Below are 25,364 nucleotides of genomic sequence, written 5' to 3' on the forward strand. Positions count from 1 at the left end.
TATGGAAGGTATACAATCCATTAAACAGCGTTTTGAAATCATTGGCAATGATGTAAAACTGAATCGGGCTATCGAAAAATCGATTCAAGTGGCGCCAACGGATATTTCAGTCTTGGTGACCGGTGAAAGTGGGGTTGGTAAAGAGGCCATTCCAAAAATCATACACTCGCTTTCACATCGAAAGCATGCGAAATATATAGCCGTTAACTGCGGTGCTATTCCTGAAGGAACTATAGACAGTGAACTTTTCGGACATGAAAAAGGCGCCTTTACCGGGGCAACGCAAACGCGTAGCGGCTACTTTGAAGTAGCTGACGGAGGTACCATTTTTCTAGATGAAGTAGGCGAATTACCATTAACTACACAGGTTCGTTTACTACGTGTTTTAGAAAATGGGGAATTTCTTAAAGTCGGTTCTTCACAAGTACAAAAAACCGATGTTCGTATTGTTGCAGCCACAAACGTCAATATGTTCGAGGCTATCAAAAAAGAAAAATTTCGTGAAGATCTTTATTATAGGCTTAGCACTGTTGAAATTAATATTCCTCCTCTACGCGAGCGTCAAGACGATATTCATTTATTGTTTAGAAAATTTGCCTCTGACTTTGGGCAGAAGTATAAAATGCCCACTATCCGCTTAGAAGACAATGCTATTAATCTGCTTCTAAAGTACAGATGGCCGGGCAACATTAGACAGTTGCGTAATATTGCAGAGCAGGTATCCGTTCTCGAAGAAAAGAGAGTGGTTACGGCCAATACCCTGCATGGCTATTTGCCAAATTCGAATGCAAGCAACTTGCCAGCGGTTGTCGGATCTCAAAAAAAGGAAAGCGATTTTAGCAACGAAAGGGAAATCTTATATAAGGTGCTCTTTGATATGAAAGGCGATTTGACCGACCTTAAAAAATTGACCTTAGAACTTTTAAAGAACAATGATTCTGAAAAAGTACAAGAAGAAAATGAAACCCTTATTCGCAAAATCTATGGTAGTAAAGATGATGAAATACGAGATGAGGAAGACACGCTGACCGAAGTATTGCATTTGCCGGAACCTATTATTGAAAATGGACTTCAAAATACTTCTGTTCAAGAAGATCGTTATCATTTTGCAGAGGAAATTCAGGAAGAAGAAACCTTATCTTTACAAGAAAAGGAAATTGAACTCATTAAAAAATCTTTGGAGCGTAATAGAGGAAAAAGAAAGGCCGCAGCTGCAGAGCTTGGTATTTCGGAACGAACCTTGTACCGAAAAATAAAGCAATATGATTTGTAGTAAAATCGAGAATACAGAAAAATGAAAAGAAATATTTTAAGCTTATTGGCGATTATCGCAACGGGGCTTTTTAACGGTTGTGGGTTTTATAATTTTTCTGGTGCTAGCACCGGTACGGCAGAGAGTTTTCAGGTAAGCTTTTTTCAGAATTTTGCCGACCAAAGCCCAGGTTCTACTATAGAACCAGGACTGGACCGAGATTTCACCAATGCTTTGCAAGATGTTATTACTACTTTGACCAGTCTTAACTTAACCAATAACAATGGCGACCTTTTATATGAAGGAGAAATTGTTGAATATCGTGTCTCGCCAATGACGGCAACAGCGAATCAAACCGCAGCTCAGAACAGACTTACCATGACCGTAAATGTTCGTTTTTACAACAAAACCAAAGAAGACTCCGATTTTGAACAACGTTTTTCATTTTTTTATGATTTCCCCGGCACTTCGTTATTAGAATCCGTAAAAAGTGAGGCCCACGAAGAGCTTTTTGAACGAATTACACAAGATATTTTTAACAAGTCCTTAGCGGATTGGTAATTATACTATGAACGTTTCAGATTTTATACATATTCTTCAAAAATCAGACACTATTCTTTCTCCAAAGCAAACAAGGGAGTTAGAAGATATATTAGAAGAATATCCTTATTTTCAAGCTGCACGGGCGTTACATTTAAAAGGACTTAAAAATCTGGACAGTTACAAATACAACAACGCTTTAAAAATTACCGCTGCACACACGGCAGATAGAGAAGTACTTTTTGACTACATCACTTCGAAGGAATTTACCCAGAACAGTATCGCCGATAGTATTTTAGGAAGAACCCAAAAGCTCGAAGAAAAAGAAACCATATCCGAAGAGATCATTCCTAATCCGGAGACCGAAGTTTTTCTAGGAGAATCAGAAGAAAAAAGTCCTTTACCACAAAATATCAAAGATGCAGAGCAAATATTAGACCCTGCACTATTCGAGTCTAAAAAAGAAGAACCTGTTGACGATCAAAAAATTGAGAAGGCAGAAGAAAGTTTACAATTGGGTAAACCCCTCCCTTTTACTAAAACTGAAAAGCATTCTTTTGGTGAATGGTTGCAGATTGCGTCTCCAAAACCGATTCAACGGAAAGAAAATACACTTGAAAAAAAGAAAAAATTCGAGCTTTTAGACAAGTTTATAGAGAGTAAACCTAAGATAATTCCAACAGCGGCATTAGAAACCAAAGTCGATATAGAAGAATCGATAAAAATCGATAAAAACCAGTTGATGACAGAGACTTTGGCAAAGGTTTATTTAGAACAGAAAAAGTATAAAAAAGCCATTCAGGCCTTCAAGATTTTGAGTTTGAAATATCCGGAAAAAAGTGGTTTCTTTGCAGACCAAATTCGGAGAGTCAAGAATTTGCAGAAAAATAAAGATTGATAGTATGAGTACGTTTAGCATATTTTTAATTCTAATTATCGCCGTTTGTTTACTTCTAGTATTGGTGATTATGGTGCAGAACCCAAAAGGTGGTGGATTGTCATCTTCCTTCGGGGGTGGTGGAACACAAATAGCTGGTGGTGTAAAAAAGACAGGGGACTTTTTGGATAGAAGTACTTGGACTTTATCCGCGTTATTAATTGTTCTTATTCTTTTGTCCAATGTGGCATTAAAAGGAAATTATACTCAGGCAGATTCAAAGCTGTTACAAGGTGATGATATTGAAGCTACGGTGCCAGAAACAGTACCGGAAGAAGTTCCAGAGGCAGTTCCAACATCAAGTGGAACAAATCCTTCGGATACCCTTCAATAAAGTTCAGCTATAGAGAAATAAAAAAATGCCAGCTTAGTGACAAGCTGGCATTTTTATTTTAACATATTGTCAGTTTTTATGCGTTGGCATAATTTCTGTCAATTAGAAAGCATTCAACATAAAATTAATACCTAAAAATTTAATAAAATGGCTAAAGTTAACATTAAACCATTGGCAGATAGAGTTCTAATAGAACCTATGCAAGCTGAAACCAAAACTGCATCTGGCATTATCATACCAGATACGGCAAAAGAGAAACCGCAAAAAGGTAAAGTTGTTGCCGTAGGCCCAGGAACCAAAGATGAAAGCATCACCGTAAAAATTGGTGATTCCGTACTTTATGGAAAGTATGCCGGTACCGAATTAAAATTAGAAGGAAAAGATTACTTAATGATGCGTGAAAGCGACATTTTAGCAATCGTATAATTATTCTTTGTAATTCCCACAAAGTGGGAATCAAAAAAACTAACAGAAAGTATAATCATATAGATTCTCGACTTCACGGGAATAAAAAAACAAAATTTAAAAATGGCAAAAGATATTAAGTTTGATATAGATGCACGTGACGGCCTTAAAAGAGGTGTCGATGCATTGGCAAATGCTGTAAAAGTAACATTAGGACCAAAGGGTAGAAACGTAATTATAAGTAAATCTTTTGGTGCTCCACAAGTAACCAAAGATGGTGTTACCGTTGCAAAAGAAATAGAATTAGAGAACGCCCTTGAAAATATGGGTGCACAAATGGTGAAAGAAGTTGCTTCTAAAACCAATGATTTAGCAGGTGATGGTACGACCACCGCTACTGTTCTAGCTCAAGCAATCGTAAAAGAGGGACTAAAAAACGTTGCTGCCGGCGCAAACCCAATGGACCTTAAAAGAGGTATCGACAAAGCTGTAGAAGCAATTGTTACAGATTTGGCAAAACAATCTAAAAAAGTTGGTGACTCGTCTGATAAAATCAAGCAAGTCGCTTCGATTTCGGCCAATAACGATGATACTATTGGTGATTTGATTGCGCAAGCCTTTGGAAAAGTTGGAAAAGAAGGTGTTATTACCGTTGAAGAAGCCAAAGGTACAGATACATATGTTGATGTTGTTGAAGGTATGCAGTTCGACAGAGGTTACTTGTCTCCGTATTTCGTAACTGACTCTGAAAAAATGATTGCTGATTTAGACAATCCGTATATTCTTCTTTTTGACAAGAAGATATCTTCAATGAAAGATTTGCTTCCAATCTTAGAGCCGGTTGCGCAGTCAGGAAAACCACTTTTAATTATTGCTGAAGATGTTGATGGGGAAGCGTTGGCAACATTAGTAGTTAACAAGTTAAGAGGCTCTTTAAAAATTGCTGCTGTTAAAGCACCTGGTTTTGGAGACAGAAGAAAAGCAATGTTAGAAGATATTGCCATCTTAACCAACGGTACCGTAATTTCTGAAGAAAGAGGTTTCTCTTTAGAGACTGCAAGCATCGATATGCTGGGTACTACAGAAAGAGTAACAATCGACAAAGACAATACCACAATTGTTAATGGTGCCGGTGCTGCTAAAAACATTAAAACAAGAGTAAACCAGATTAAATCTCAAATAGAAAGTACTACTTCTGATTATGACAAAGAGAAGTTACAAGAGCGTTTGGCCAAATTGGCCGGTGGTGTAGCCGTGCTTTATGTTGGTGCCGCCTCTGAGGTTGAAATGAAAGAGAAAAAAGATAGAGTTGACGATGCATTACATGCTACAAGAGCAGCTGTAGAAGAAGGTATTGTTGCTGGTGGTGGTGTCGCTTTAGTTAGAGCTAAATCTGTTCTCGCAAAGGTTGCTACAGAAAACGAAGATGAAGCTACTGGCTTACAAATCGTAGCTCGAGCAATTGAAGCTCCTCTAAGAACTATCGTTTCTAATGCAGGTGGTGAAGGCTCTGTAGTAATCGCTAAAATCCTTGAAGGAAAAGGAGATTATGGTTACGATGCAAAATCTGACAAGTATGTTGAAATGATGAAGGCAGGAATCATTGATCCTAAAAAAGTAACAAGAGTAGCCTTAGAGAATGCTGCCTCTGTTTCAGGTATGATTCTAACTACAGAATGTGCTTTGACAGATATTAAAGAAGATGCTCCTGCTATGCCTCCAATGGGTGGCGGTGGCGGAATGCCAGGCATGATGTAGTCGGCAACGCCGACAAGCATTTATGAGCTTGTTATAGATATTAAAAAACCGCACTTGAGATTCAAGTGCGGTTTTGTTTTTTAAATCTTTTTCGAATGCTCGGGGAACTAATAAACCAAAGGCTAAAACCACTTAAAACTGTAATCAAGCCCATTAAACTAAATGCCCTTAAAACAAGTGTATTAAAATTGTCACGCCCTTGATAATCCATAGTGTGTGTCATCCACAAAAAATCGAACCAACGCCAATTTCGATGCCTCACAGTTTGAAAAGCGCCGTTTTTTAGAGCTACATAAGCTTTAACATTTTTATCGGATGCATATGAAATTTCATAAGCCGGTAATGGTCTACCTCGATACTCATGGTGTGGCCCAACACTATCGATTCGCAGAACACTATTTACCTTCAAATCTCTCTTAACATATCTTGAGGCAACCTTTAAAGCCTCATCAGATGTTATTTCTGACTTTTTCTCTCCCGTTTTTGCATCAATCAGAACACTATCATTAATCCAATAATAAGGTTTGTCTGCAATAGCAGTAAGTTCCAATGAAGTGATTGTAGAAATAGATTCGATATCTGAAGTACCTAATAAGTTAGAAAAAGATGGTTTTGAAGGAGGTAATTGTTTAAAATGGTCTCCATGAATTTCGTCAATGTTAGTCCAGCTAAAGTATAGCCCGCTTATAGTCCATAACAAAAATTGAATACCAAGAAAAAGCCCTAAATACCTATGCGCTTTACGAATTCTAATTGCTATTTTTCTATTTACCATTTATTCTTTTTAGAAAACTTCAGCCAACATGCTAAATGCCATCACCAGCATAATACTATTTTCGATAAAAGTAGCCTCTGTCATTGGTAATTGCAAAGCCGTTCCCAAACAAGCACAGCGAATGGACTTTTTATCTAAAAGTGTCTTGACCACTCCATATGTTGTGATTCCTAAAATCACAATAGTAGTAATTAATGCAAAAGCAATTTGAAACCTCAATAAGAACAGTAGCCCTAATACCAACTCTAAAAAGGGATATATCCAACCGTAAAAAGGGACCGCTTTTGCTAAGGGGTCATACATTCTAAAACTTTCAGGAAAACCTTTTAAATCCAGTAGTTTAAAAAAGCTAAACACAATGTAAAAAAGACCCATAAAGTCTAGCATGGCTTCATTGGTGTCCCAATCCTTATAATTCAACAAAAAAGAAGCGGCGAAGAGATATGCAAAAATCAAAATCAAGGGCCTTAATTGCCGAAGTTTAGTTTTTTTCTCACTTACCTCTTCGTTCAAGCTAGCGTGGGAATCTGCAAAAGACTCCTGTTTTTCTTGAATACTATACTTCTCAGGTAGCGCACTTTTAAATACCGAAATAGAAATAGGTACATCCATTTCTATTTCGGCTTCACCTTTTTGCAAATCAACTTCAACTGCCTCTACTCCATTTATACTTGAGAGCCTTTCCTTGACTGAAGCTACACAGCCTTGACATGTCATTCCCTCAACTTTAAAAGAATTTCTCATGACTCCTTAACAACAGGGTTCAGGGTGTAAGATGATAATTTTCCATTTCTATAATTAATAATGTACAAAGTATTGTTCATAATAATCATATCCGTTGGCTTTTCAATCTCATCTTTTAATGTTTGTTTGAGATTGCCATCTTTATCAAAAATTAACACACGGTCGTTTTCAAAATCTGTTATAAACACCTCATTATCCGAAACATAAATTCCCGTAGCAGCGTTCATTTTTTGGTCGTCTCCTATCATTTTCACAAAACTCCCTTGCTTATCAAAAACCTGAATGCGATTATTATAAGCATCTGCTACCCAAATTAGACTATCGGTAATTTGCACATCGGTAGGATAATAGAATTCTCCTTGTTTCTTGCCTTCTTCTCCGAAAGAAATCCAATTTTTACCATTGTTATAAAGAATACGATTATTATAAAAATCGGCAATCGCTTTTTCTCCTCTAAAAACACCTACACCAGCTGGGGCATCCAGACTATCCTTTAAAAAAAGCTCTTCCATTATGCCATTTTTATAAACGGCAACATTATCCCTACCATACTGGGGGATAAAGAGCGACGACCCATCAGTAGCTATGTGCATGGGCCTTTCCAAAGAATCTATCGCTTTTATGATTTCGCCTTTGCTATCTATTTGAACTAAACGGTTATGGTCGCCATCTGATAACCATAAGTTTCCGTCTATTTCAGCTATTCCAATAGGGTTCACACCCTCTAATTGAACAATATTTAACAGTTCCCATTCTTTTGGCACTTCTTGTTTTTGTTTGCAAGAGCTGAACAGAATAGTTGCCACAACTAGTATATATAAGTATTTCATAACCCTATTTCGTTAAACGTTCGTAATGGCAACAAGCAGGCAACTCATCGTAAGTTCCGTTTTGCGCTTTATGATTTTTAGTGTCGTGACCAGCCTTGGCAACCGCCATTTCAATTTCAGACAAACTTGTACTACCTGAATCAAAAGAGACCTTCATCATCTTGGTATCTTTATTCCAAAAAACTTCTGAAACACCGTTCACACTACTCGCCGCTTTAGAAATACGTGCTTCACACATACCGCAATTACCAGCAACCATCACATTTTTTGTAATAGTCCCTTTTGTATTTTCAGACAAAGTAGCACCCATAGATTCCTCAACCTTACCGTTTGCTCGCTCTATTTTGGAAGTTACCGGAGTATAGCCCGCTTTTTCAACTTGTTTTTCTACAGCTTCCATGGTCAAAGCCTTTTCTGCTGGGTAGTTAAAACTAAAATCCCCAGTTTCAATATCAATCTTTACGTTTTTAATTCCTTTAAATTCCTTAAATTTTTTCTCTAATCCGTATGCACAGAAAGGACAGCCCAAGCCGTCTACCTGTACCATAAATTTATCCATCGCTTTTTGTGCATTTGCACCAAACATTGTCATCATACCGACAACCAATGTCATTATTATAGTTTTTTTCATTGTTGTATTTTTTATTTTATTAAAATGTAAATCGGGTACCTAAAAAGATACTTTGCCTTAATCTTCGTCCTGCATCAACATCGTTGACCAAAGGAACTTGAACTGCCAAATCAAAAGTTATATTTTTCCGTGCGTATTGAATGCCTTGTGCATATAACAATTGATACCAATCACGCTCTACTAACCAAGAATTAGTATATTCAAAATATAAGTTTAACTGCTTATTTGGGTATTGTGGTTTTAGAAGCGGAAGACCAAAACCCAGTTTGTACCTAAACTCGTCAAGAGTTCCATTGGGCATCCAATTATAGCCTACTTCGTTCGAAATACCATACTTTAGGGTTTCATAACCTGCTACAATACCATAATACCCAGAATACTTACCGGTACTTAGTTCCATTACATCAAGTTCTTCGCCGGTAGGTAAACTTTGTAATGTTTTTGCTACTACCCTAAAAGTCTTTCCCGTAGCATCTTTTCTAAAGAACTGATATTTTCCTAAAATTTTGATATCGGCCAAAGAGCTTCCAGAAGCGCCATTTTCAATATCATAATTTATATATGGCAAATGTACCGCTACCAGAGAATTTGATGTTGGTAAATAGTGCAACATAACTGGAACATAAACAAAGGTTCCGCGTTCAGTTGTTCTAATTTCCGTTAAGGTTTTGGCAGTAAAACTTCCACCGCCCAGCATAATTGGCTTATCTGCTGTAATGGGTGGGCCTTGAGCTGCTGCCATACTTGAGAACAATAGCACCAAGGTTAAAATTACATATGTGTTTTTCATTATTTCTTAATTTGATTTTAATTCTTAAACTATTGAAACCATCCAAAAATGGATGATATCAGATTTCCAAGGTATTGGAAATACATTATTCAAGAATGAATCAAATTAGAAACACTTCATCAAGTAGTTGAATATCCTTGATGAGTATAGGAGGTGGATAGTATTCGTAAGAAAGCTTTTCGCTTTCAATCTTTTTATTGAGATAAGGTAAGGATAAAGTATATGCAACTAAAAAAAGTTGTTGCTCAAATTCAAAATCATTAAAACTCAGTTTTAAATCATTCTGACCCTCAACAACGAAAGTTTCATCATCACAACAATGGTTCTCAACACCTTCTTCTTCCAGAACGGCAATGGCAGCCTCCATACCACAATCCTCAGCTTTTGCGAAGAGTGCAACATCCATGACCCTGCCCATGCACAAATGCTTGTCCACAGTCCAAGAGACGGTCGATAGCAATAGCATAAGTGCCATTATACTGGATAAGATTTTTTGTAACCTTAGTTTCACGCTGTAAAGATATAAAATATAAAAATGCCCAACTTACAATGTAGCAATATGTTAACGAATATTTAGGTTACTAATTATTGTTAGTTAGTGTTTAAAAATCGACTTTTGACATTAGAAATCAAATTTCATTCCATGTTTGAGAAATTACAGAAAGAAGTGGTCACCTTACTTAAATCGGAAGGGGGCAAAGACTCAAAATTATTAGCGATTTGCAAATTATTGAAGTCCTCGGTTCCGTACTATGACTGGGTAGGTTTTTATTTTAAAAACGGTGATAAACGTGAACTAAAACTAGGCCCATACGCAGGTGCACCAACGGATCATACCATCATCCCGTTTGGAAAAGGCATTTGTGGACAGGTTGCCGAAAGCAATAAAAACTTTGTCGTGCCCGATGTGCAAGCTCAAGACAATTACATAGCCTGTAGTATAACCGTGAAATCAGAGATTGTAGTGCCTCTTTTTAAAGATGGAGAAAATATTGGTCAAATTGACATCGATTCTAACACACCCGACCCATTCACTTCAGAAGATGAGCGCTTTTTAGAATTTGTTAATAGGGAAGTAGCCAAAATTCTTTAAAACTTATAGGTTTTTGTTGATAACCCGATGAATTTGTTGGCCTTAAAAAAAGTATTTTTGAAGCTTAATTTTTTGCATCAAAATACACATGAGCACTACCAAAAAAGCTACTTCGGCACTGATTTCGGTCTTTCATAAGGACGGTTTAGAGCCTATTGTAAAAAAATTCGATGAATTAGGTATTATCATTTACTCTACCGGCGGAACCGAAAAATTCATAAAAGATTTAGGAATAAATGTAGTTCCGGTTGAAGATGTCACGAGCTATCCTTCAATTTTAGGAGGACGCGTAAAAACATTGCACCCAAAAGTTTTTGGAGGCATTCTGAATAGGCAAGATCACGATGGTGATGTTGCCCAAATGGAAGAATTTGAAATTCCGCAGTTAGATATCGTCATAGTAGATTTGTATCCTTTTGAGAAAACGGTTGCCAGTGGTGCTTCTGAGCAAGATATCATTGAGAAAATCGACATAGGCGGCATTTCGCTCATACGTGCCGCTGCGAAAAATTATAAAGATGTGCTTTGTGTTTCTTCGATGGAAGACTATTCTGATTTCCTTCAAGTAATTTCAGAAGGAAATGGTAATACTACTTTAGAAGACCGAAAACGGTTCGCGGCAAAAGCATTTAACGTTTCTTCGCACTATGATACAGCTATCTTCAATTATTTTAATCAGAACCACGAAGAGGCGGTTTTAAAAATAAGCGAGCAAAAAGGTCAGGTTTTAAGATATGGTGAAAATCCGCATCAAAAAGGATTCTTCTTTGGTGATTTCGACGCCATGTTCGATAAGTTACATGGTAAAGCACTTTCATATAACAATCTTTTAGATGTTGACGCTGCTGTGCTTTTGATGAACGAATTTAAAGGAGATGCACCAACCTTCGCCATTCTAAAACACAACAATGCCTGTGGTCTGGCACAACGTGACACCGTTCATCAGGCTTATGTAGATGCCCTGGCCGGAGACCCGGTTTCCGCTTTTGGCGGTATCCTCATAAGCAATACCGAAATAGACTTGGCCACTGCGGAAGAAATTCATCAACTTTTTTGCGAGGTTGTCATTGCGCCTAGTTATTCTGATGAAGCACTTGTCGTTCTAAAAGGAAAAAAGAACCGAATTATCCTTATTCAAAATAAAGTCAAACTTCCTGAGACCATAGTTCGCACTTGTCTTAACGGTGTTTTGGTTCAAGATAAAGACCACAAAACAGATACGCTGGCAGATTTGGCCTATGCAACCGATACGAAACCGTCAGCGCAACAATTAGAAGACTTATTGTTCGCTTCTAAATTATGCAAGCATACCAAAAGCAATACCATTGTACTCGCAAAAAACAAACAACTATGTGCCAGTGGTACAGGGCAAACTTCGCGTGTAGATGCTCTAAATCAAGCCATACACAAGGCTGGCTCGTTCGATTTTGATTTGAACGGTGCCGTTATGGCGAGTGATGCATTTTTTCCGTTTCCAGATTGTGTTGAAATAGCCCACAAGGCCGGAATTAAAAGTGTCATACAGCCAGGGGGATCCATTAAAGATCAACTAAGTATCGATTATTGTAATGAAAATGGACTTTCGATGGTAATGACCGGCACTCGTCATTTTAAGCATTAATTTTACTACTTTTGCCGATAAATTTTACCGTTAATCCGATAAACAAAAACTTTTATGGGCTTTTTTGACTTTATGACCGAAGAGATTGCCATTGACCTTGGTACGGCAAACACTTTAATTATTCATTTAGATAAAGTAGTAGTCGATAGTCCTTCCATAGTAGCTCGTGATAGGGTTTCAGGAAAAATCATTGCAGTTGGTAAAGAAGCCAATATGATGCAAGGTAAGACCCATGAAAATATAAAAACCATTCGTCCACTTAAAGATGGGGTTATTGCGGATTTTGATGCATCTGAAAAGATGATCAACATGTTCATTAAGAACATTCCTGCATTAAAGAAAAAATGGTTTCCGCCGGCCTTGCGAATGGTCATTTGTATTCCTTCTGGAATTACCGAAGTAGAAATGCGCGCGGTACGCGAATCTGCTGAACGCGTAAATGGAAAAGAAGTTTATCTTATTCATGAGCCAATGGCCGCGGCAATTGGTATCGGTTTAGATATCATGCAGCCAAAAGGAAACATGATTGTGGATATAGGTGGTGGTACTACCGAAATAGCAGTTATTGCCTTAGGTGGTATTGTTTGTGATAAATCGGTAAAAATTGCGGGTGACGTTTTTACGAACGATATCATTTATTACATGCGCACGCAACACAACCTTTACGTCGGTGAGAGCACCGCGGAGGCTATAAAAATAGAAATTGGTTCTGCGACCGAAGACTTACAGTCTCCCCCAGATGATAAATCCATTCAAGGACGTGATTTACTAACCGGTAAACCAAAACAAGTTCACGTTTCATATAGAGAAATTGCAAAAGCATTGGATAAGAGTATTTTACGCGTAGAAGATGCCGTGATGGAGACCTTATCGCAAACTCCTCCCGAGTTGGCAGCCGATATATACAATACAGGTATTTATCTCGCCGGTGGTGGTTCTATGCTACGTGGATTGGATAAAAGGCTATCGCAGAAAACGGATCTTCCTGTTTATATAGCAGAAGACCCTTTAAGAGCTGTAGTGCGAGGAACGGGCATTGCACTTAAAAATCTTGAGCGTTATAAAAACATCTTGATAAAATAACAAAAAAAGGTCTTAGAGCTAATTTCTTTGAACTCAAACAATAGAATTGAATGCAACGGATTATCAATTTTATCCTAAGCAACAGAAATGCATTTCTTTATGCCTTTCTACTATTCATATCTTTAATACTTACGTTTCGCTCTCATTCATTTCATCAATCAAAAGCCTTTAATTCTTCGAAATGGTTAACAGGAAATGTATATGAGACCTCTACTAATATTACTTCATACTTCAATCTAAAAAAAGAAAATAAAAGCCTGGTTGAAGAGAATAGAAGATTGAGAGAACAATTATTCAATGTAAAGATTTCAAATTCGATTGACTTAGATAGTTCTGCTTCTAACTTTGATGTCGTTAATGCTCAAATCATTAAAAATAGTTATACCTCTCCAAGAAATTACCTTACCATCAATAAAGGAAAAAAACAAGGCATTGAGCAAGATATGGGCGTCATTACCACAAAAGGCATATTGGGTATCGTCGAAAATACTTCAACCAATTTTTCTACCGTACAAAGTATTTTAAACACAAAGTCTAACATAAATGCTAAAATTAAGAATACCGATTACTTTGGCTCTTTAGTTTGGAATGGAAATGATTACACCACCGTTCAGTTAACAGATATCCCTAGATTGGTACCGGTTGCTATTGGAGATACCATAGTAACGGGAGCAATGTCAAGTATTTTTCCTGAGAATATTCCGATAGGTCTTATTTCAGCATTTAATCTTAACGACGCAAAAAGTTTTTACAATATTGATATTCAGCTTTTTAACGACATGGCTAATGTTAAAAACACTTATATCATTCGCAATAAGAACAGAGAAGAAATCATTGAATTAGAAGCACGTACAGACAATGTTCAATAATAATATCGTCTTAAATAGCATCCGATTTATCCTTCTTGTGTTAGCACAAGTATTGATTTTTAATCATATGAATTTCATGGGGGTAATAAATCCTATGATTTATATCATTTTCTTGTATTGGTATCCGCTACGTGAAAATATTGCGGTCTTTTTACTAGTGAGTTTTTTATTGGGCTTCACCATTGATTTCTTTTCCGATACTATGGCGATTCACTCAGCGGCAATTGTAACAGTGGCCTTTGCTAGACCAGTTCTTATGCGCTTTTGTTTTGGTGCGAATTTTGAGTTTCAAGGATTTACATTTAAAAATACCACCAGGGTTCAGCGAATGACCTTTTTAGGCTTATTAACTGTATTTCATCATTTGATATTCTTTTCGCTAGAACTTTTAAGTTTCTCGCATTTCCTGCTAATTTTGAAAAAAGTATTTATGACGGGGATAGCTACTTTTTTGATTTGCTTACTGTTAAGTTCACTTTTTGCAAAAGAAACCGAATAAAAGAGACTAACTTCCGTTATAGAATTAATTGCGGTCAATGAAAAAATTATTACTCTCATCCATAATAATTATAATAGGAATCACCTTTTTAGGTAGACTATCCTACATGCAATTATTTAGCTTTTCACCGAACCAAATTTTAGAAGATCCCGCGATTAAAATTGTTTACGATTATCCCGAACGAGGCTATATCTATGATCGAAACGGCGAGCTTCTGGTTGGTAATCAGCCGGCCTATGATGTCATGGTTATACCGAGAGAGACAAAAGCATTGGACACCCTTGAATTCAGCCGCCTGTTGGGATTAAAAAAAGAAGAATTCATCTCAAAAATGAAGAAAGCGAGACGGTATTCCCCTCGTTTACCTTCGGTTTTGGTAGCACAATTGTCTAAAGAAGACTACGCCCGACTACAAGAGAAAATGCGAAAGTATGCAGGTTTCTACATTCAGAAAAGATCGCTTAGAGATTATGTCACCAATAGTGCTGCAAACGTTTTAGGATATATTAGTGAAGTAAACGAAAGTGATCTACGGGTAAACCCTTATTATGCAGCTGGAGAATTAAAGGGGCGCACAGGAATCGAAAAACAGTATGAAGATGTTTTGCGAGGAAGAAAGGGTGTAAAGTACATACAAAAAGATCGTTTTAATCGTGATATCGGTAGATTTAAAAATGGTAAGCTTGATACGCTGCCAGAATTAGGAACAGAAATACATATTACCATAGACAAAACGCTTCAGGAATATGGAGAACGTTTAATGAATGGTAAACGTGGTGGAATTGTCGCTATAGACCCATCCTCCGGTGAGATTTTAACAATGATTTCCGGTCCAACGTATGACCCCGATCTTTTGGTAGGTAGAGAACGTTCTAAAAATTATACAAAGTTACATTACGATAGTATTGCTAGACCAACCTGGGATCGTTCTATTTTAGCAGAGCCCTCGCCAGGCTCACCGTTTAAAACCCTAAACGCTTTAGCTGCACTCCAAGAAGGTGTAATTCAACCTGACACAAAATTTAGATGTTACAACGGTTTTTATGTTGGTAAGAACAAAAAAGGATGTCATTGTGGGGGTGGCGTACGTGATCTGAACTCTGGCATATTTAATTCTTGCAACGCCTATTTTGCCGGTACCTTTAGAAAGATATATGGCAAGTACAAAACAACCGATGAAGGCATGGATGCCTGGGAAAAACATATGAAAAGTTTTGGACTTGGAGATTATTTAGGAACTGACCTACCTACAGGTCGACCAGGCAGAATACCAAACAAAGCCTATTATGATAAAGCCTATGGTGATGGTAGGTGGGCCTCATCATTTATAATATCAAATGCTATTGGCCAAGGTGAGGTAGCCGCTACTCCGATCCAACTGGCAAATATGACCGCTGCAATAGCCAATCGAGGATTCTTTTATACCCCACATATCATTAAACAAATCGGTAATAATAGTACCATTGACCACATATATACGCAGCGACGCTATACTACTATCGATAAAGAGCATTTTGAACCTGTAGTAGATGCAATGACAAATGTTTACAAATACGGAACTGCAAAATGGCTTCGAGTACCCGGAATTGAAATTGCCGGAAAAACAGGTACCGTAGAAAATTTCACCCGAATTGATGGAGAGCGGGTGCAGTTAACAGATCATTCCATTTTTGTAGCATTCGCACCGGTTAAAAACCCTAAAATAGCCCTAGCAGTTTATATAGAGCATGGGTATTATGGGGGGCGATACGCGGGACATATTGCTTCACTACTCATTGAAAAATATTTGAAAGGTGAAATTACCCGCACTGATTTAGAGAAAAAAATGCTGGAGAAAACCCTTGAGCATGAATATGCCAAACCTTTAAGTGGGGAGCCCTTTAAAATAAACGAATATAACTGGTAACGATTTGCTTAGACGTATTGATTGGTTAACCGTTTTCTTTTATGCCTTGCTGGTTTTCTTTGGCTGGATAAATATTTATAGCACTACTTTATCGGATACTTCGCTATCTATTTTTGACACCTCTACTTTATATGGAAAACAACTCCTTTTTATTGGAATAAGCTTTTTAGGCATTCTGGCAATTTTGTTCGTTGATTCCAATTTTTTTGAAAAATTTTCCGGAGTCTTTTATGTAGTAGGGCTTGTTTTACTCATTGGATTATTTCCTTTCGGAAAAGTAATCGGAGGCGCAAAATCTTGGTTTGACCTAGGCTTTATGAATTTACAGCCCTCGGAATTCGTAAAGGTAGCGGCCGCTCTGGCACTTGCGAAATACTTAGGGGATATTCAAACTGATATCAAAAACAGAAAACATCAATTCTATGCCATCTTGGTAATCCTAATTCCTGTTTTATTGGTATTACCACAACCAGACCCTGGGAGCGCACTGGTTTTCTTTGCCTTGTTCTTTGTTCTTTTTAGAGAAGGCCTGCCTATCTATTACTTAGGCCTTGCACTATTGTTCATAGCGCTTTTTGTATTCACGCTAATGTTCGGCACTATTTGGGTAGCAATTGGCTTAGGTATGCTGGTATCGCTCTTTTTTTTCTTTAAAAGACCTGATTTAAAAATACCGACATTACCGCTTGTTGTTTTTATAGTCGGATGCCTAGTTGTTTCGCTTTCTGTAAACTTTGTGTTTAACAATGTTTTTGAACAACGACACCGAGACCGTTTTGGACTTTGGCTTAATTTAGAAAAAGACCCTGTAAAACTAGAGCAGATCAAGAAAACTATTGGTTACAACACCTACCAAGCAGAAAAAGCCATTGAATCCGGCGGTTTTTTTGGCAAGGGCTTTCTTGAAGGTACCAGAACAAAAGGCGATTTTGTGCCAGAACAACATACAGATTATATTTTTAGTTCAGTCGGCGAAGAATGGGGTTTTATCGGCACATCACTCGTCATTATAATTTTTACTTTTTTCTTTTTAAGATTGGTTCAGCTAGCGGAGCGACAGAAAAGGCAGTTTAGTAGAATGTATGGCTATGGTATAATCGCTATTCTACTGATACACTATTTTATCAATATTGGTATGGTTATCGGCATACTCCCAACTATCGGGATTCCCTTACCCTTTTTTAGCTACGGAGGTTCAGGATTGTTATTTTTTACCGCTATGTTATTTATCTTTTTGAAGTTTGATGCTTCAAGACTGAATGAGGGTATTTAAAATTTCCATCCTTTTTTTGAAATCTTTTTTTCGAATTCATGCTGCAATTCTTCAGATTGTTGGTGAAAAAAATCTATCCCTGTTCTTGCTTCTAAAGCATCAATAGAAATTATAAAATTAGTTAATGGCTTGCTACTCTCTTCATGCGGAAATAAAAAAGCAAGCGCTTGTATTTGTTTGTTCTTTTTTCGAAAGACCACTTTATAAAATGAGTTGGGCACGTCTACATCCTCATCTCCTATCTCCTCTAACCCTTTTTCCAACACACCCCCAGTTATTACATACAAATCCCCGTCTTTCTTACACCATTGACGAATCTTCTGTTCGAGCCTATTCCATACCCCTGCATTAAAATCTTTTTTTTGTGGTGAAATATTACTAGTATAAAAAGTCTCATTGTATGCATATTCAGAAAATCTTCTGTCACCGGCGGGGCACAAATGGCCCCTGTCATAACCAGAACTCTTATAGTTTCTCCAGTCCGCAGATTTTGATTTTACCTTTGGGTCTTCTATAAAATAAGGCCTTCTTCTATCATCATAGGTTAAATGGTCTTTTTTTAGCTCATACATTACCCACTCCGCTTGTTCAAAAGGTTCGTTGTAAGATAACATATAATAATCGTGAGACACAATTGCATTTGTACTTGAACTGGGCAGTAAATCTGAAGGGATATTAGAAGTAGCCCTCCCTATTTCGGTACTTGAATATGAATTTGGGGTATAAAAATTCTCGAATAGCCAGAATCCAACAATACAGACAATAATTAAAATGGAATAAACCGTTCTATTTTTCATTTCCTCATAATAACAGGCTAAATATAGAAACAAAAAAGTCCGGTAAAAACCGGACTTAAAATATATTTTGGCCTTTTAAACTTATCCTTTTACGGCAAGTTTTGAATTATTATGTTTTAACGCATTAAGTTTCAAGTCTTCAAGTACGTTAATAGCTTCTTCTACATACACATCTTTGGCCAAATCAATGTGCCATCTATCTCTTTTCTCTCTTAATATCGGGTCTTGAGTAAATAACTCTTGCTCATACTTTAAAGATTCGAATGTAAGTTTAGAATCATAATCCGTTAGCGACTTAAAGTAATTTGATCTTTGTCTGTTCTTTTCTTGAAGGCCCTTATAACTGTCATAGTTCAACGAAACCGTAGTCTCATTTTGCTGGTCACGCAGCCATCTTGCATTTTCCTCAATCAATTTTATTTGAGGATTGCCTTCCATTCTTGCCTTACTTCTTGCAATGGTTTTTTCGTAGTCAATGTAACCATCCCACACTTTATAATCAGCAGGAGATATCTTATCCCAACCTAATGGATTTTCTTGATCACGCTCACCCAAATCGATATAACTATATCTATCTGGCACAACAATATCACTCTTCACCCCTTCTAACTGGGTAGAGCCACCGTTAATACGATAGAATTTTTGTGTGGTAAGCTTAATAGCGCCTAAATCACCGTGCTCATTACTTCTTACAATATTGTCTAAAGGAATTACATTTTGAACGGTACCCTTACCAAAAGTTTGTTTGCTTCCGATAACGACCGCTCTTTTATAATCTTGCATCGCTGCTGCAAGAATTTCAGAGGCCGATGCAGAAAGTTCGTTTACTAGAATCACCAATGGGCCATCCCACTGAATTCGTTCATCTTTATCTTCATGAACTTCTTTTCCTTGCCCAGAAGAACGTACTTGAACTATTGGGCCATCTTTAATAAAAAGACCGGCCATTTCAACCACGGTTTTCAATGAACCACCTCCGTTATCTCTTAAATCTAATATCAATCCTTCTGCTCCAGCTTGTTTTAAACGATCAACTTCTTTAGCTACATCTGAAGCCGCATTACGGTTGGTATAATCATCGAAATCAACATAGAATTTAGGTAGATTTATTAGGCCGAATTTGCGATCATCTTTTATTACAGTGGCAGATTTTGCATAAGATTCTTCTAATTCGACAACGTCTCTCGTAATAGAAACCACATCGACCGTACCATCGACTTTACGAACGGTTAAATCGACCACGGTACCTTCAGGGCCCTTTATCAGTTTAATAGCATCATCGATACGCATTCCAGCAATATCGATAGGCTCCTCACCTGCTTGACCTACTTTTATAATCTCATCACCAACTTCGAGACTCTTTGCTCTCCATACGGGTCCTCCAGAAATAATTTCTACAACTTTTGCCCCATCTGGTTTCTTTTGTAAACGAGCTCCAATTCCTTCGAATTTGCCTGACATACTAATGTCAAACTTGTCTTTTTCATCAGGAGCAAAGTAAAATGTATGGGGGTCAAATTCGTCAACAATAGTATTTATGTATTGCACAAACCAATCTTTACGCTCAAGGTCATCTACAAAATCAAAAAACTCATCTAGAGTATTTTCAGTGGTTTCCCTTGATTTTTTTTCAACCTCTGCAACGGTCAAGTTTTTCAATTCGCTTTGCTCCTTTGGCAGTTCAACAGAGGTATCTACACTCACTAAATCTTCACTTTTACCGGTGCCCGCGGCAATCGCTTTGTCTCTAATTTTTATTTTATTGTCGAAAACGCTTAAAGAATTATATTTCAACTGCTTTCTCCAGCGCTCTTTAAGCTCCTTTTTGTTCTTGGCAAACGGTTGATCTTTATAATCGATTGTAATTTCTTCGTTTGCATTAAAGTCAAAAGGTTTTTCTAAAACTTCTTTATAGATTCCCTTCGCGTCATCCATTCTTTTCATCAATCTCTGATATACAAGATTGAAAAAAGTAATATCGGTGTTCTTTATTTGATCATCAATCTGATACTTATACTGCTCAAATTCTTTGATATCGCTCTCTAAAAAGTACCGTTTGGTCGGGTCTATAACATCAATAAAATCTTCGTAAATGTTTGCCGAAAAATTATCGTTGATATCCTTTGGTTCATAATGACCACGCTCCAAAACATAGGTAATGAGATCAAGTAATAACTTGTCTTTATCGTTTGTTTCAAAAGATTTATTGGTAAAGCTACAGGAAGCAACGGCAATTAAAATTATTAGAAAGCCAAATGCAAAATTCTTCTTCATATTATAGTTTTTGGGACTGTAGTTAACTGATACTAAACAAAAGCGCTAAGCTTCAGTCTTAATTTTTATCGATATTAATTCCCTAAGATACTGAAAAAATCATGCCAGTTTTTTAGCTAGCTTTTAATTTTTTGTTAAACACCTAGATTATCATATCCTATTTAAAAACGTATTTTTACGTCATTAATTATATCCCATGAAAAAACCTTTGATTCTGGTCACAAACGATGATGGAATCACGGCTCCCGGGTTGCGAGCTCTCGTGAAGTTTATGAGTACCATAGGTGAGGTTGTTGTGGTCGCTCCTGACAGTCCGCAATCGGGTATGGGGCATGCGATAACCATAGACAACGCTTTATATTCAAAAAAGGTAAAATTGAGCGATGAAAAAGATGCTCCCATAGAGTATAGCTGTAGTGGAACGCCTGCAGACTGCGTAAAATTAGGGCTTCAGGAAATTTTGGATAGAAGACCCGATATCGTTGTCAGTGGCATTAATCATGGTTCAAATTCGTCGATAAATGTAATTTATTCGGGTACGATGAGTGCCGCAATCGAGGCGGGCATTGAAGGTATACCTGCAATCGGGTTTTCGCTCTGTGATTATTCTTGGAATGCCAATTTTTCAGGAGTTGGCGAGATTGCCAAAAAAATTGTCTCAGAAGCCTTGAAGAATGGCATGCCCAAAGGAACGGTTTTAAACGTTAACATCCCAAAAACAGATGGCGCTGAGCCAAAAGGCGTAAAAGTCTGTAGGCAAGCCAAAGCCAATTGGAAAGAAAAATTCGATAAGCGCTCAAGCCCCGCAGGAAAGGAATATTATTGGCTTACTGGTGAATTTGAATTATTGGATAAAGGAGAAGATACCGATGTGCACGCCTTAAACAATGGTTTTGTATCTATCGTTCCCACCCAATTCGACTTAACCGCGCATCACGCTATTCAGAATATAAATAATTGGAATTTAAATGAATAAAAAAGAAGTCTTAATAGGTTTTGTTGTTGGAATTATTGCCAATACGATTGGAACATTACTTTACATACTCCTTTTCTCTGATTTTGGTGTTGAAGAAACCATTAAGGCAGCAATAGCCCAAGAACATATTGGAAGTTTATTGGCTTTAGGCGCTATTCTAAATTTAGTTGCTTTTTTCGGTTTTTTAAGACTAAAACGTGATTATAGGGCAAGAGGCGTGATGATTGCAACCATCTTAACAGCTATGATAATCTTATATTACAAGGTTTTCTAAAATGAAATATTACATTATCGCCGGTGAGGCATCAGGGGACCTTCACGGATCAAACCTGATAAAAGCCTTAAAAGAAAAAGACAAGGCAGCAACCGTTCGTTGCTGGGGGGGCGATTTAATGCAAGAGGCCGGGGGTGATTTGGCAAAACACTATAAGGAAATGGCCTTTATGGGATTCATAGAGGTCATAAAAAACATACCCGCCATTTTTAAAAATATAAAATTTTGTAAAGAGGATATTTCAAGATTTCAACCCGATGTTATAGTTTTTATTGATTTTTCCGGTTTTAATCTTCGCATAGCAAAATGGGCGAAACAACAGAATTTTAAAACAAATTATTATATATCACCTCAAATCTGGGCCTCTCGTGAAAGCAGGATTCATAAAATTAAAAGGGATATCGATAAGATGTATGTTATTCTTCCTTTCGAAAAGGCCTTTTACAAAAAACATAATTATGAGGTAGAATTTGTTGGCCATCCTCTACTTGATGCTATTTCCAATAGTCCGTTAGATAAAGAAAGCGAGTTTAGAACAAAAAACAAGTTACATTCTACCAAGCCTATAATCGCACTACTTCCTGGAAGCAGAAAACAAGAAGTACAAAAAATGTTAGCGTTAATGCTTTCGGTCGTTAGCGATTTTGATGGGTACCAGTTTGTAATTGCTGGCGCACCAAGTCTTGATGATTCTTTTTACGCGTCATTTTTAAAGCGTGAAAGTATTGGTTTTGTATCCAATAAAACCTATTCACTTTTAAAATACTCACATGCAGCCCTAGTAACTAGCGGCACCGCAACCTTAGAAACCGCACTATTTAAAATACCCCAAGTCGTATGCTATAAAGGAAGCTGGATTTCTTATCAAATAGCCAAACGAATCATTACCTTAAAATATATTTCTTTGGTGAATTTAATCATGGATAAAGAGGCCGTAAAAGAATTGATTCAGAAAGATTTAACCACTAAGAATCTTAAAGAAGAACTACATAAAATTATCGGCGCCGCTCATCGCGAAAAGATGCTTGAAGACTATGGTATTTTGGAGCAAAAACTTGGTGGAAAAGGGGCAAGTGAAAAAGCCGCCGCTTTAATTATAGAAAATGTTTAATTTTATACACCAAGAAGAAACTTAGTTCTTGGATGTATAAAAAAATCCTCATTTTAGGTATTGCCATTTTGCTATCAGGTTGTTTCGCAAAGAAAAGGACAAGCTATAGCAAAACACGCACTGTTACCGTTGAATCTTCAGATACTACAAAAATTCTTAAAAAAACGAGGGCGAAAGTCGAAGAGAACCGAGAAGCTGATAAGGTTATTGCTTCAGCGATGGCATTTAGCGGTGTACGTTATAAATACGGTGGAACTACCAAAAAAGGCATGGACTGTTCTGGTCTTATTTATGTCGCGCTGCAGGAAAATGATATTGTTTTCCCTAGAATATCGCATCAAATGGCAAACGAAGGAAAAAAAATTCGCGTTGATGAGGTGCAAAAGGGAGATTTGTTATTTTTTAAGACCCGCAAGAACAGTAAAAGAATCAACCATGTTGGTTTAGTAGTAGCCATTGATGATGATGAAATTAAATTTATACACTCCTCAAGTTCAAGAGGAGTTATTGTCTCTTCCTTAAGAGAAGGGTTTTGGAATTCTGCCTTTATAAAGGCCACTCGAATTTTATAATGCGTCAATTTAATTTTATTTCGGTCAAACTTACAATCGCTTTGATTTTAGGTATCGTTTTTGGGTCCTATGCTGAACCCAAACTTCATTTTGTTCTTACTGCCCTTACTATTTTAACAGTAGTATTGGCCATTACTTTTAAAAAACAGCAAAGGGATGGATTCCCTTTCTTTGGGCTTATAGCTTCTTTTACCGTTGTGGCCTTGGGAGTATCTATAGTCGCGATATCAAATCCGAAAAACGGTAAAAGTCATTTTTCACATCAGCTTAAGACCGACAAAAATGTTTGGATCATAAAGGTCGATGAAATACTAAAACCATCGCCGTTTTCTAAAAGATATATTGTAAAGGCAAAAAACCTAAATGAGAATAAGGTAACAGGAAAATTAGTTTTACGAATTGCATCCGACAGCTTAGGCCCTTTGTTAAAAGTAGATGATGAGCTTCTTGTATATGCTAATGCAGAAACCGTGCCTGGGCCATTAAATCCAAATCAATTTGATTATCAAGAATTTTTAAAGAAGAAACAGATCTATCATCAACTAAATATAACAGAAAGCCAATTTTTATTGCAATCCAATCCACAAAAAACGCTATTTGGTTATGCATCGGCCATAAGATTTTCTCTAATAGAAAAACTTAAAAAAGAGAATTTTGGTGAAGAGGAAAGGGCCATTATCCAAGCACTACTCTTAGGACAACGAAATGATATTTCTGAAGACACCTACAATAACTATAAAAACGCTGGGGCCGTTCATATTTTGGCTGTTTCAGGGCTACATATCGGTATTCTTCTATTACTACTGCAATTTATCTTAAAACCCTTAGAATTCTTACCCCATGGCAAGATCATCAAGCTAATCGCAATACTGGTTTTTCTTTGGGGTTTTGCCTTTATTGCCGGCTTATCTGCTTCAATCGTTCGTGCGGTAACCATGTTCTCTTTTATCGCTTATGCCCTATTTTTAAACAGGCCAACAAATACATTTAATATTGTTGCGCTATCCATGTTCTTTATTTTGCTTGTGGAACCCTTATTTCTTTTTCAGGTCGGATTTCAGATGAGCTACGCTGCTGTAATCGCAATCGTCTGGATTTATCCAAAACTACAACGGTTTTGGCATCCTGAAAATAGTATTCTAAGAAAGGTATGGCAACTTCTCTCGGTAAGCATTGCTGCACAATTAGGCGTTCTACCATTAAGCCTATTTTACTTTCATCAATTTCCAGCACTCTTCTTTGTTTCCAATCTTGTTGTAATTCCGTTTTTAGGACTTATTCTTGGTACTGGAATTTGTGTTTTATTCTTAGCCAGTCTAAATATTTTACCTCAGTTCGTTGTAACCCTCTACAATTTTTTAATTGGCTCTATGAATTCTGTAATCGAGTTTGTCGCTGCACAAGAAGCTTTCGTTTTTCGTGATATTCCTTTTGACAGTATTCAATTGCTCTTATCCTATAGTACGGTTGCCTTTTTTGTAATTTTTCTTGCCAAACCTAAGTTCAAAAACCTTGTTTTTGTTTTGGTCGGTCTGATTATTTTTCAAGTTTGGGTAGTTTTGAAAAATGTAGAAAGCACTTCGAAGGAAGAATTAATTCTTACCCATGAAATTGCGAACACAACATTACTAAAGCAGAAAGGCAAGCATTTACAGGTTTTTGGCAAACCCACCCGGTTTTCAAAACAGCTAGTGAGCGACTACAAAACGGCCGAACGCATTGATACTATAAGTAGTTATTCGCTACAGAACAGTTTTTCAATTGAGAACTCAAAAATATATGTAATGGATAGTCTTGGTATTTACCCACGAACCGAATTAGACCATCTAGTGCTAACTCAATCTCCAAAAATAAATCTTGAACGCTTGTTAGATAGCATCAAGGTTAAAAACATAATAGTCGACGGAAGCAATTACAAAAACCACATAAATCGTTGGAGAGCTACTTGCCAAAAACAAAAACTCCCTTTTCACTATACAGGCGAAAAGGGAGCTTATTATTTTAAATAGTTTTTTAAGAA

General features: G+C 37.1%; 26 protein-coding genes. 18 read left to right on the forward strand and 8 right to left on the reverse strand.

Annotated elements, in window-relative coordinates; genetic code table 11:
* The first annotated feature begins 1 nt into the window (after position 1).
* The 6 genes from ACZ1GR_RS07530 to groL all read left to right on the forward strand — a co-directional run bounded on the left by ACZ1GR_RS07530 (position 2) and on the right by groL (position 5,226).
* Positions 2-1,273, forward strand: a complete 1,272-nt coding sequence (locus tag ACZ1GR_RS07530) for a sigma-54 interaction domain-containing protein (RefSeq protein WP_472611534.1) — start codon at positions 2-4, stop codon at positions 1,271-1,273.
* A gap of 21 nt (positions 1,274-1,294) precedes the next feature.
* Complete coding sequence (gene lptE, locus ACZ1GR_RS07535; RefSeq protein ID WP_472611535.1) at positions 1,295-1,813, forward strand: LPS assembly lipoprotein LptE; 519 nt, start codon at positions 1,295-1,297, stop codon at positions 1,811-1,813.
* Between the two features lie 7 nt (positions 1,814-1,820).
* The gene (locus tag ACZ1GR_RS07540; protein ID WP_472611536.1) at positions 1,821-2,690 is read left to right on the forward strand and encodes a hypothetical protein; all 870 of its coding nucleotides are present in this window, start codon (positions 1,821-1,823) and stop codon (positions 2,688-2,690) included.
* Positions 2,691-2,694: 4 nt separating this feature from the next.
* Positions 2,695-3,063, forward strand: coding sequence for a preprotein translocase subunit SecG (secG, locus tag ACZ1GR_RS07545; RefSeq protein WP_377765919.1), 369 nt, complete (start codon positions 2,695-2,697; stop codon positions 3,061-3,063).
* 147 nt (positions 3,064-3,210) lie between these two features.
* Complete coding sequence (locus ACZ1GR_RS07550) at positions 3,211-3,489, forward strand: co-chaperone GroES (protein WP_377765920.1); 279 nt, start codon at positions 3,211-3,213, stop codon at positions 3,487-3,489.
* Positions 3,490-3,591: 102 nt separating this feature from the next.
* Entirely contained in the window at positions 3,592-5,226 is a 1,635-nt protein-coding gene (gene groL / locus ACZ1GR_RS07555) for a chaperonin GroEL (protein ID WP_472611537.1), read from the forward strand.
* Between the two features lie 61 nt (positions 5,227-5,287).
* Here groL and ACZ1GR_RS07560 read toward each other — a convergent pair whose 3' ends face one another.
* From ACZ1GR_RS07560 to ACZ1GR_RS07585, 6 genes are all read right to left on the reverse strand, one after another.
* Complete coding sequence (locus ACZ1GR_RS07560) at positions 5,288-6,001, reverse strand: PepSY domain-containing protein (RefSeq protein ID WP_472611538.1); 714 nt, start codon at positions 5,999-6,001, stop codon at positions 5,288-5,290.
* A gap of 9 nt (positions 6,002-6,010) precedes the next feature.
* The gene (locus ACZ1GR_RS07565; RefSeq protein WP_472611539.1) at positions 6,011-6,745 is read right to left on the reverse strand and encodes a heavy-metal-associated domain-containing protein; all 735 of its coding nucleotides are present in this window, start codon (positions 6,743-6,745) and stop codon (positions 6,011-6,013) included.
* Positions 6,742-7,575 carry an NHL repeat-containing protein gene (locus ACZ1GR_RS07570; RefSeq protein WP_472611540.1) on the reverse strand — a complete coding sequence of 278 codons (834 nt, stop codon included), beginning with the start codon at positions 7,573-7,575 and terminating at the stop codon, positions 6,742-6,744. The genes ACZ1GR_RS07565 and ACZ1GR_RS07570 overlap by 4 nt, the downstream gene beginning before the upstream one ends.
* Positions 7,576-7,579: 4 nt before the next feature.
* Entirely contained in the window at positions 7,580-8,206 is a 627-nt protein-coding gene (locus ACZ1GR_RS07575) for a heavy-metal-associated domain-containing protein (protein ID WP_472611541.1), read from the reverse strand.
* Between the two features lie 19 nt (positions 8,207-8,225).
* Positions 8,226-8,996 carry a hypothetical protein gene (locus tag ACZ1GR_RS07580; protein WP_377765928.1) on the reverse strand — a complete coding sequence of 257 codons (771 nt, stop codon included), beginning with the start codon at positions 8,994-8,996 and terminating at the stop codon, positions 8,226-8,228.
* A 100-nt stretch (positions 8,997-9,096) separates the two neighbouring features.
* Positions 9,097-9,507, reverse strand: a complete 411-nt coding sequence (locus ACZ1GR_RS07585) for an HYC_CC_PP family protein (protein WP_472611542.1) — start codon at positions 9,505-9,507, stop codon at positions 9,097-9,099.
* A 132-nt stretch (positions 9,508-9,639) separates the two neighbouring features.
* Here ACZ1GR_RS07585 and ACZ1GR_RS07590 point away from each other — a divergent pair, with 132 nt between their 5' ends.
* The 7 genes from ACZ1GR_RS07590 to rodA all read left to right on the forward strand — a co-directional run bounded on the left by ACZ1GR_RS07590 (position 9,640) and on the right by rodA (position 17,340).
* Positions 9,640-10,089 carry a GAF domain-containing protein gene (locus ACZ1GR_RS07590; RefSeq protein WP_472611543.1) on the forward strand — a complete coding sequence of 150 codons (450 nt, stop codon included), beginning with the start codon at positions 9,640-9,642 and terminating at the stop codon, positions 10,087-10,089.
* Positions 10,090-10,177: 88 nt separating this feature from the next.
* Positions 10,178-11,710, forward strand: coding sequence for a bifunctional phosphoribosylaminoimidazolecarboxamide formyltransferase/IMP cyclohydrolase (gene purH / locus ACZ1GR_RS07595; protein ID WP_472611544.1), 1,533 nt, complete (start codon positions 10,178-10,180; stop codon positions 11,708-11,710).
* A gap of 54 nt (positions 11,711-11,764) precedes the next feature.
* The gene (locus ACZ1GR_RS07600; protein ID WP_377765932.1) at positions 11,765-12,793 is read left to right on the forward strand and encodes a rod shape-determining protein; all 1,029 of its coding nucleotides are present in this window, start codon (positions 11,765-11,767) and stop codon (positions 12,791-12,793) included.
* Positions 12,794-12,843: 50 nt separating this feature from the next.
* On the forward strand, positions 12,844-13,662 hold the full coding sequence (mreC, locus tag ACZ1GR_RS07605; protein ID WP_472611545.1) for a rod shape-determining protein MreC: 819 nt from the start codon (positions 12,844-12,846) through the stop codon (positions 13,660-13,662).
* A gap of 76 nt (positions 13,663-13,738) precedes the next feature.
* Positions 13,739-14,161, forward strand: a complete 423-nt coding sequence (locus ACZ1GR_RS07610; protein WP_377765934.1) for a rod shape-determining protein MreD — start codon at positions 13,739-13,741, stop codon at positions 14,159-14,161.
* A 37-nt stretch (positions 14,162-14,198) separates the two neighbouring features.
* Positions 14,199-16,067 carry a peptidoglycan D,D-transpeptidase FtsI family protein gene (locus ACZ1GR_RS07615; protein WP_472611546.1) on the forward strand — a complete coding sequence of 623 codons (1,869 nt, stop codon included), beginning with the start codon at positions 14,199-14,201 and terminating at the stop codon, positions 16,065-16,067.
* Positions 16,057-17,340, forward strand: coding sequence for a rod shape-determining protein RodA (rodA, locus tag ACZ1GR_RS07620; protein ID WP_472611803.1), 1,284 nt, complete (start codon positions 16,057-16,059; stop codon positions 17,338-17,340). Before ACZ1GR_RS07615 ends, rodA begins: the two co-directional genes overlap by 11 nt.
* On the opposite strand, the gene ACZ1GR_RS07625 is transcribed toward rodA, so the two are convergent.
* Positions 17,337-18,137 (reverse strand): DNA/RNA non-specific endonuclease, encoded by an 801-nt coding sequence (locus ACZ1GR_RS07625; protein ID WP_472611547.1) that lies wholly within the window; start codon positions 18,135-18,137, stop codon positions 17,337-17,339. The two genes, rodA and ACZ1GR_RS07625, sit on opposite strands and share 4 nt — an antisense overlap.
* Before the next feature lie 81 nt (positions 18,138-18,218).
* A complete protein-coding gene (locus tag ACZ1GR_RS07630; RefSeq protein WP_472611548.1) occupies positions 18,219-20,411 on the reverse strand; it encodes a carboxy terminal-processing peptidase in 2,193 nt (730 codons plus the stop codon).
* Positions 20,412-20,607: 196 nt separating this feature from the next.
* On the opposite strand from ACZ1GR_RS07630, the gene surE reads away from it, so the two are divergent.
* Genes surE through ACZ1GR_RS07655 form a run of 5 tightly spaced genes read left to right on the forward strand, consistent with a single transcriptional unit; the run spans position 20,608 to position 25,353 of the window.
* Entirely contained in the window at positions 20,608-21,387 is a 780-nt protein-coding gene (gene surE / locus ACZ1GR_RS07635; protein ID WP_472611549.1) for a 5'/3'-nucleotidase SurE, read from the forward strand.
* The gene (locus tag ACZ1GR_RS07640; protein WP_472611550.1) at positions 21,380-21,661 is read left to right on the forward strand and encodes a hypothetical protein; all 282 of its coding nucleotides are present in this window, start codon (positions 21,380-21,382) and stop codon (positions 21,659-21,661) included. Before surE ends, ACZ1GR_RS07640 begins: the two co-directional genes overlap by 8 nt.
* 1 nt (position 21,662) lies before the next feature.
* Entirely contained in the window at positions 21,663-22,772 is a 1,110-nt protein-coding gene (gene lpxB, locus ACZ1GR_RS07645; protein WP_472611551.1) for a lipid-A-disaccharide synthase, read from the forward strand.
* Between the two features lie 32 nt (positions 22,773-22,804).
* Positions 22,805-23,344 (forward strand): C40 family peptidase, encoded by a 540-nt coding sequence (locus tag ACZ1GR_RS07650; protein ID WP_472611552.1) that lies wholly within the window; start codon positions 22,805-22,807, stop codon positions 23,342-23,344.
* Entirely contained in the window at positions 23,344-25,353 is a 2,010-nt protein-coding gene (locus ACZ1GR_RS07655; RefSeq protein ID WP_472611553.1) for a ComEC/Rec2 family competence protein, read from the forward strand. Before ACZ1GR_RS07650 ends, ACZ1GR_RS07655 begins: the two co-directional genes overlap by 1 nt.
* The last annotated feature ends 11 nt before the right edge of the window (positions 25,354-25,364 follow it).

The organism is Croceitalea sp. W27 (assembly GCF_055693185.1).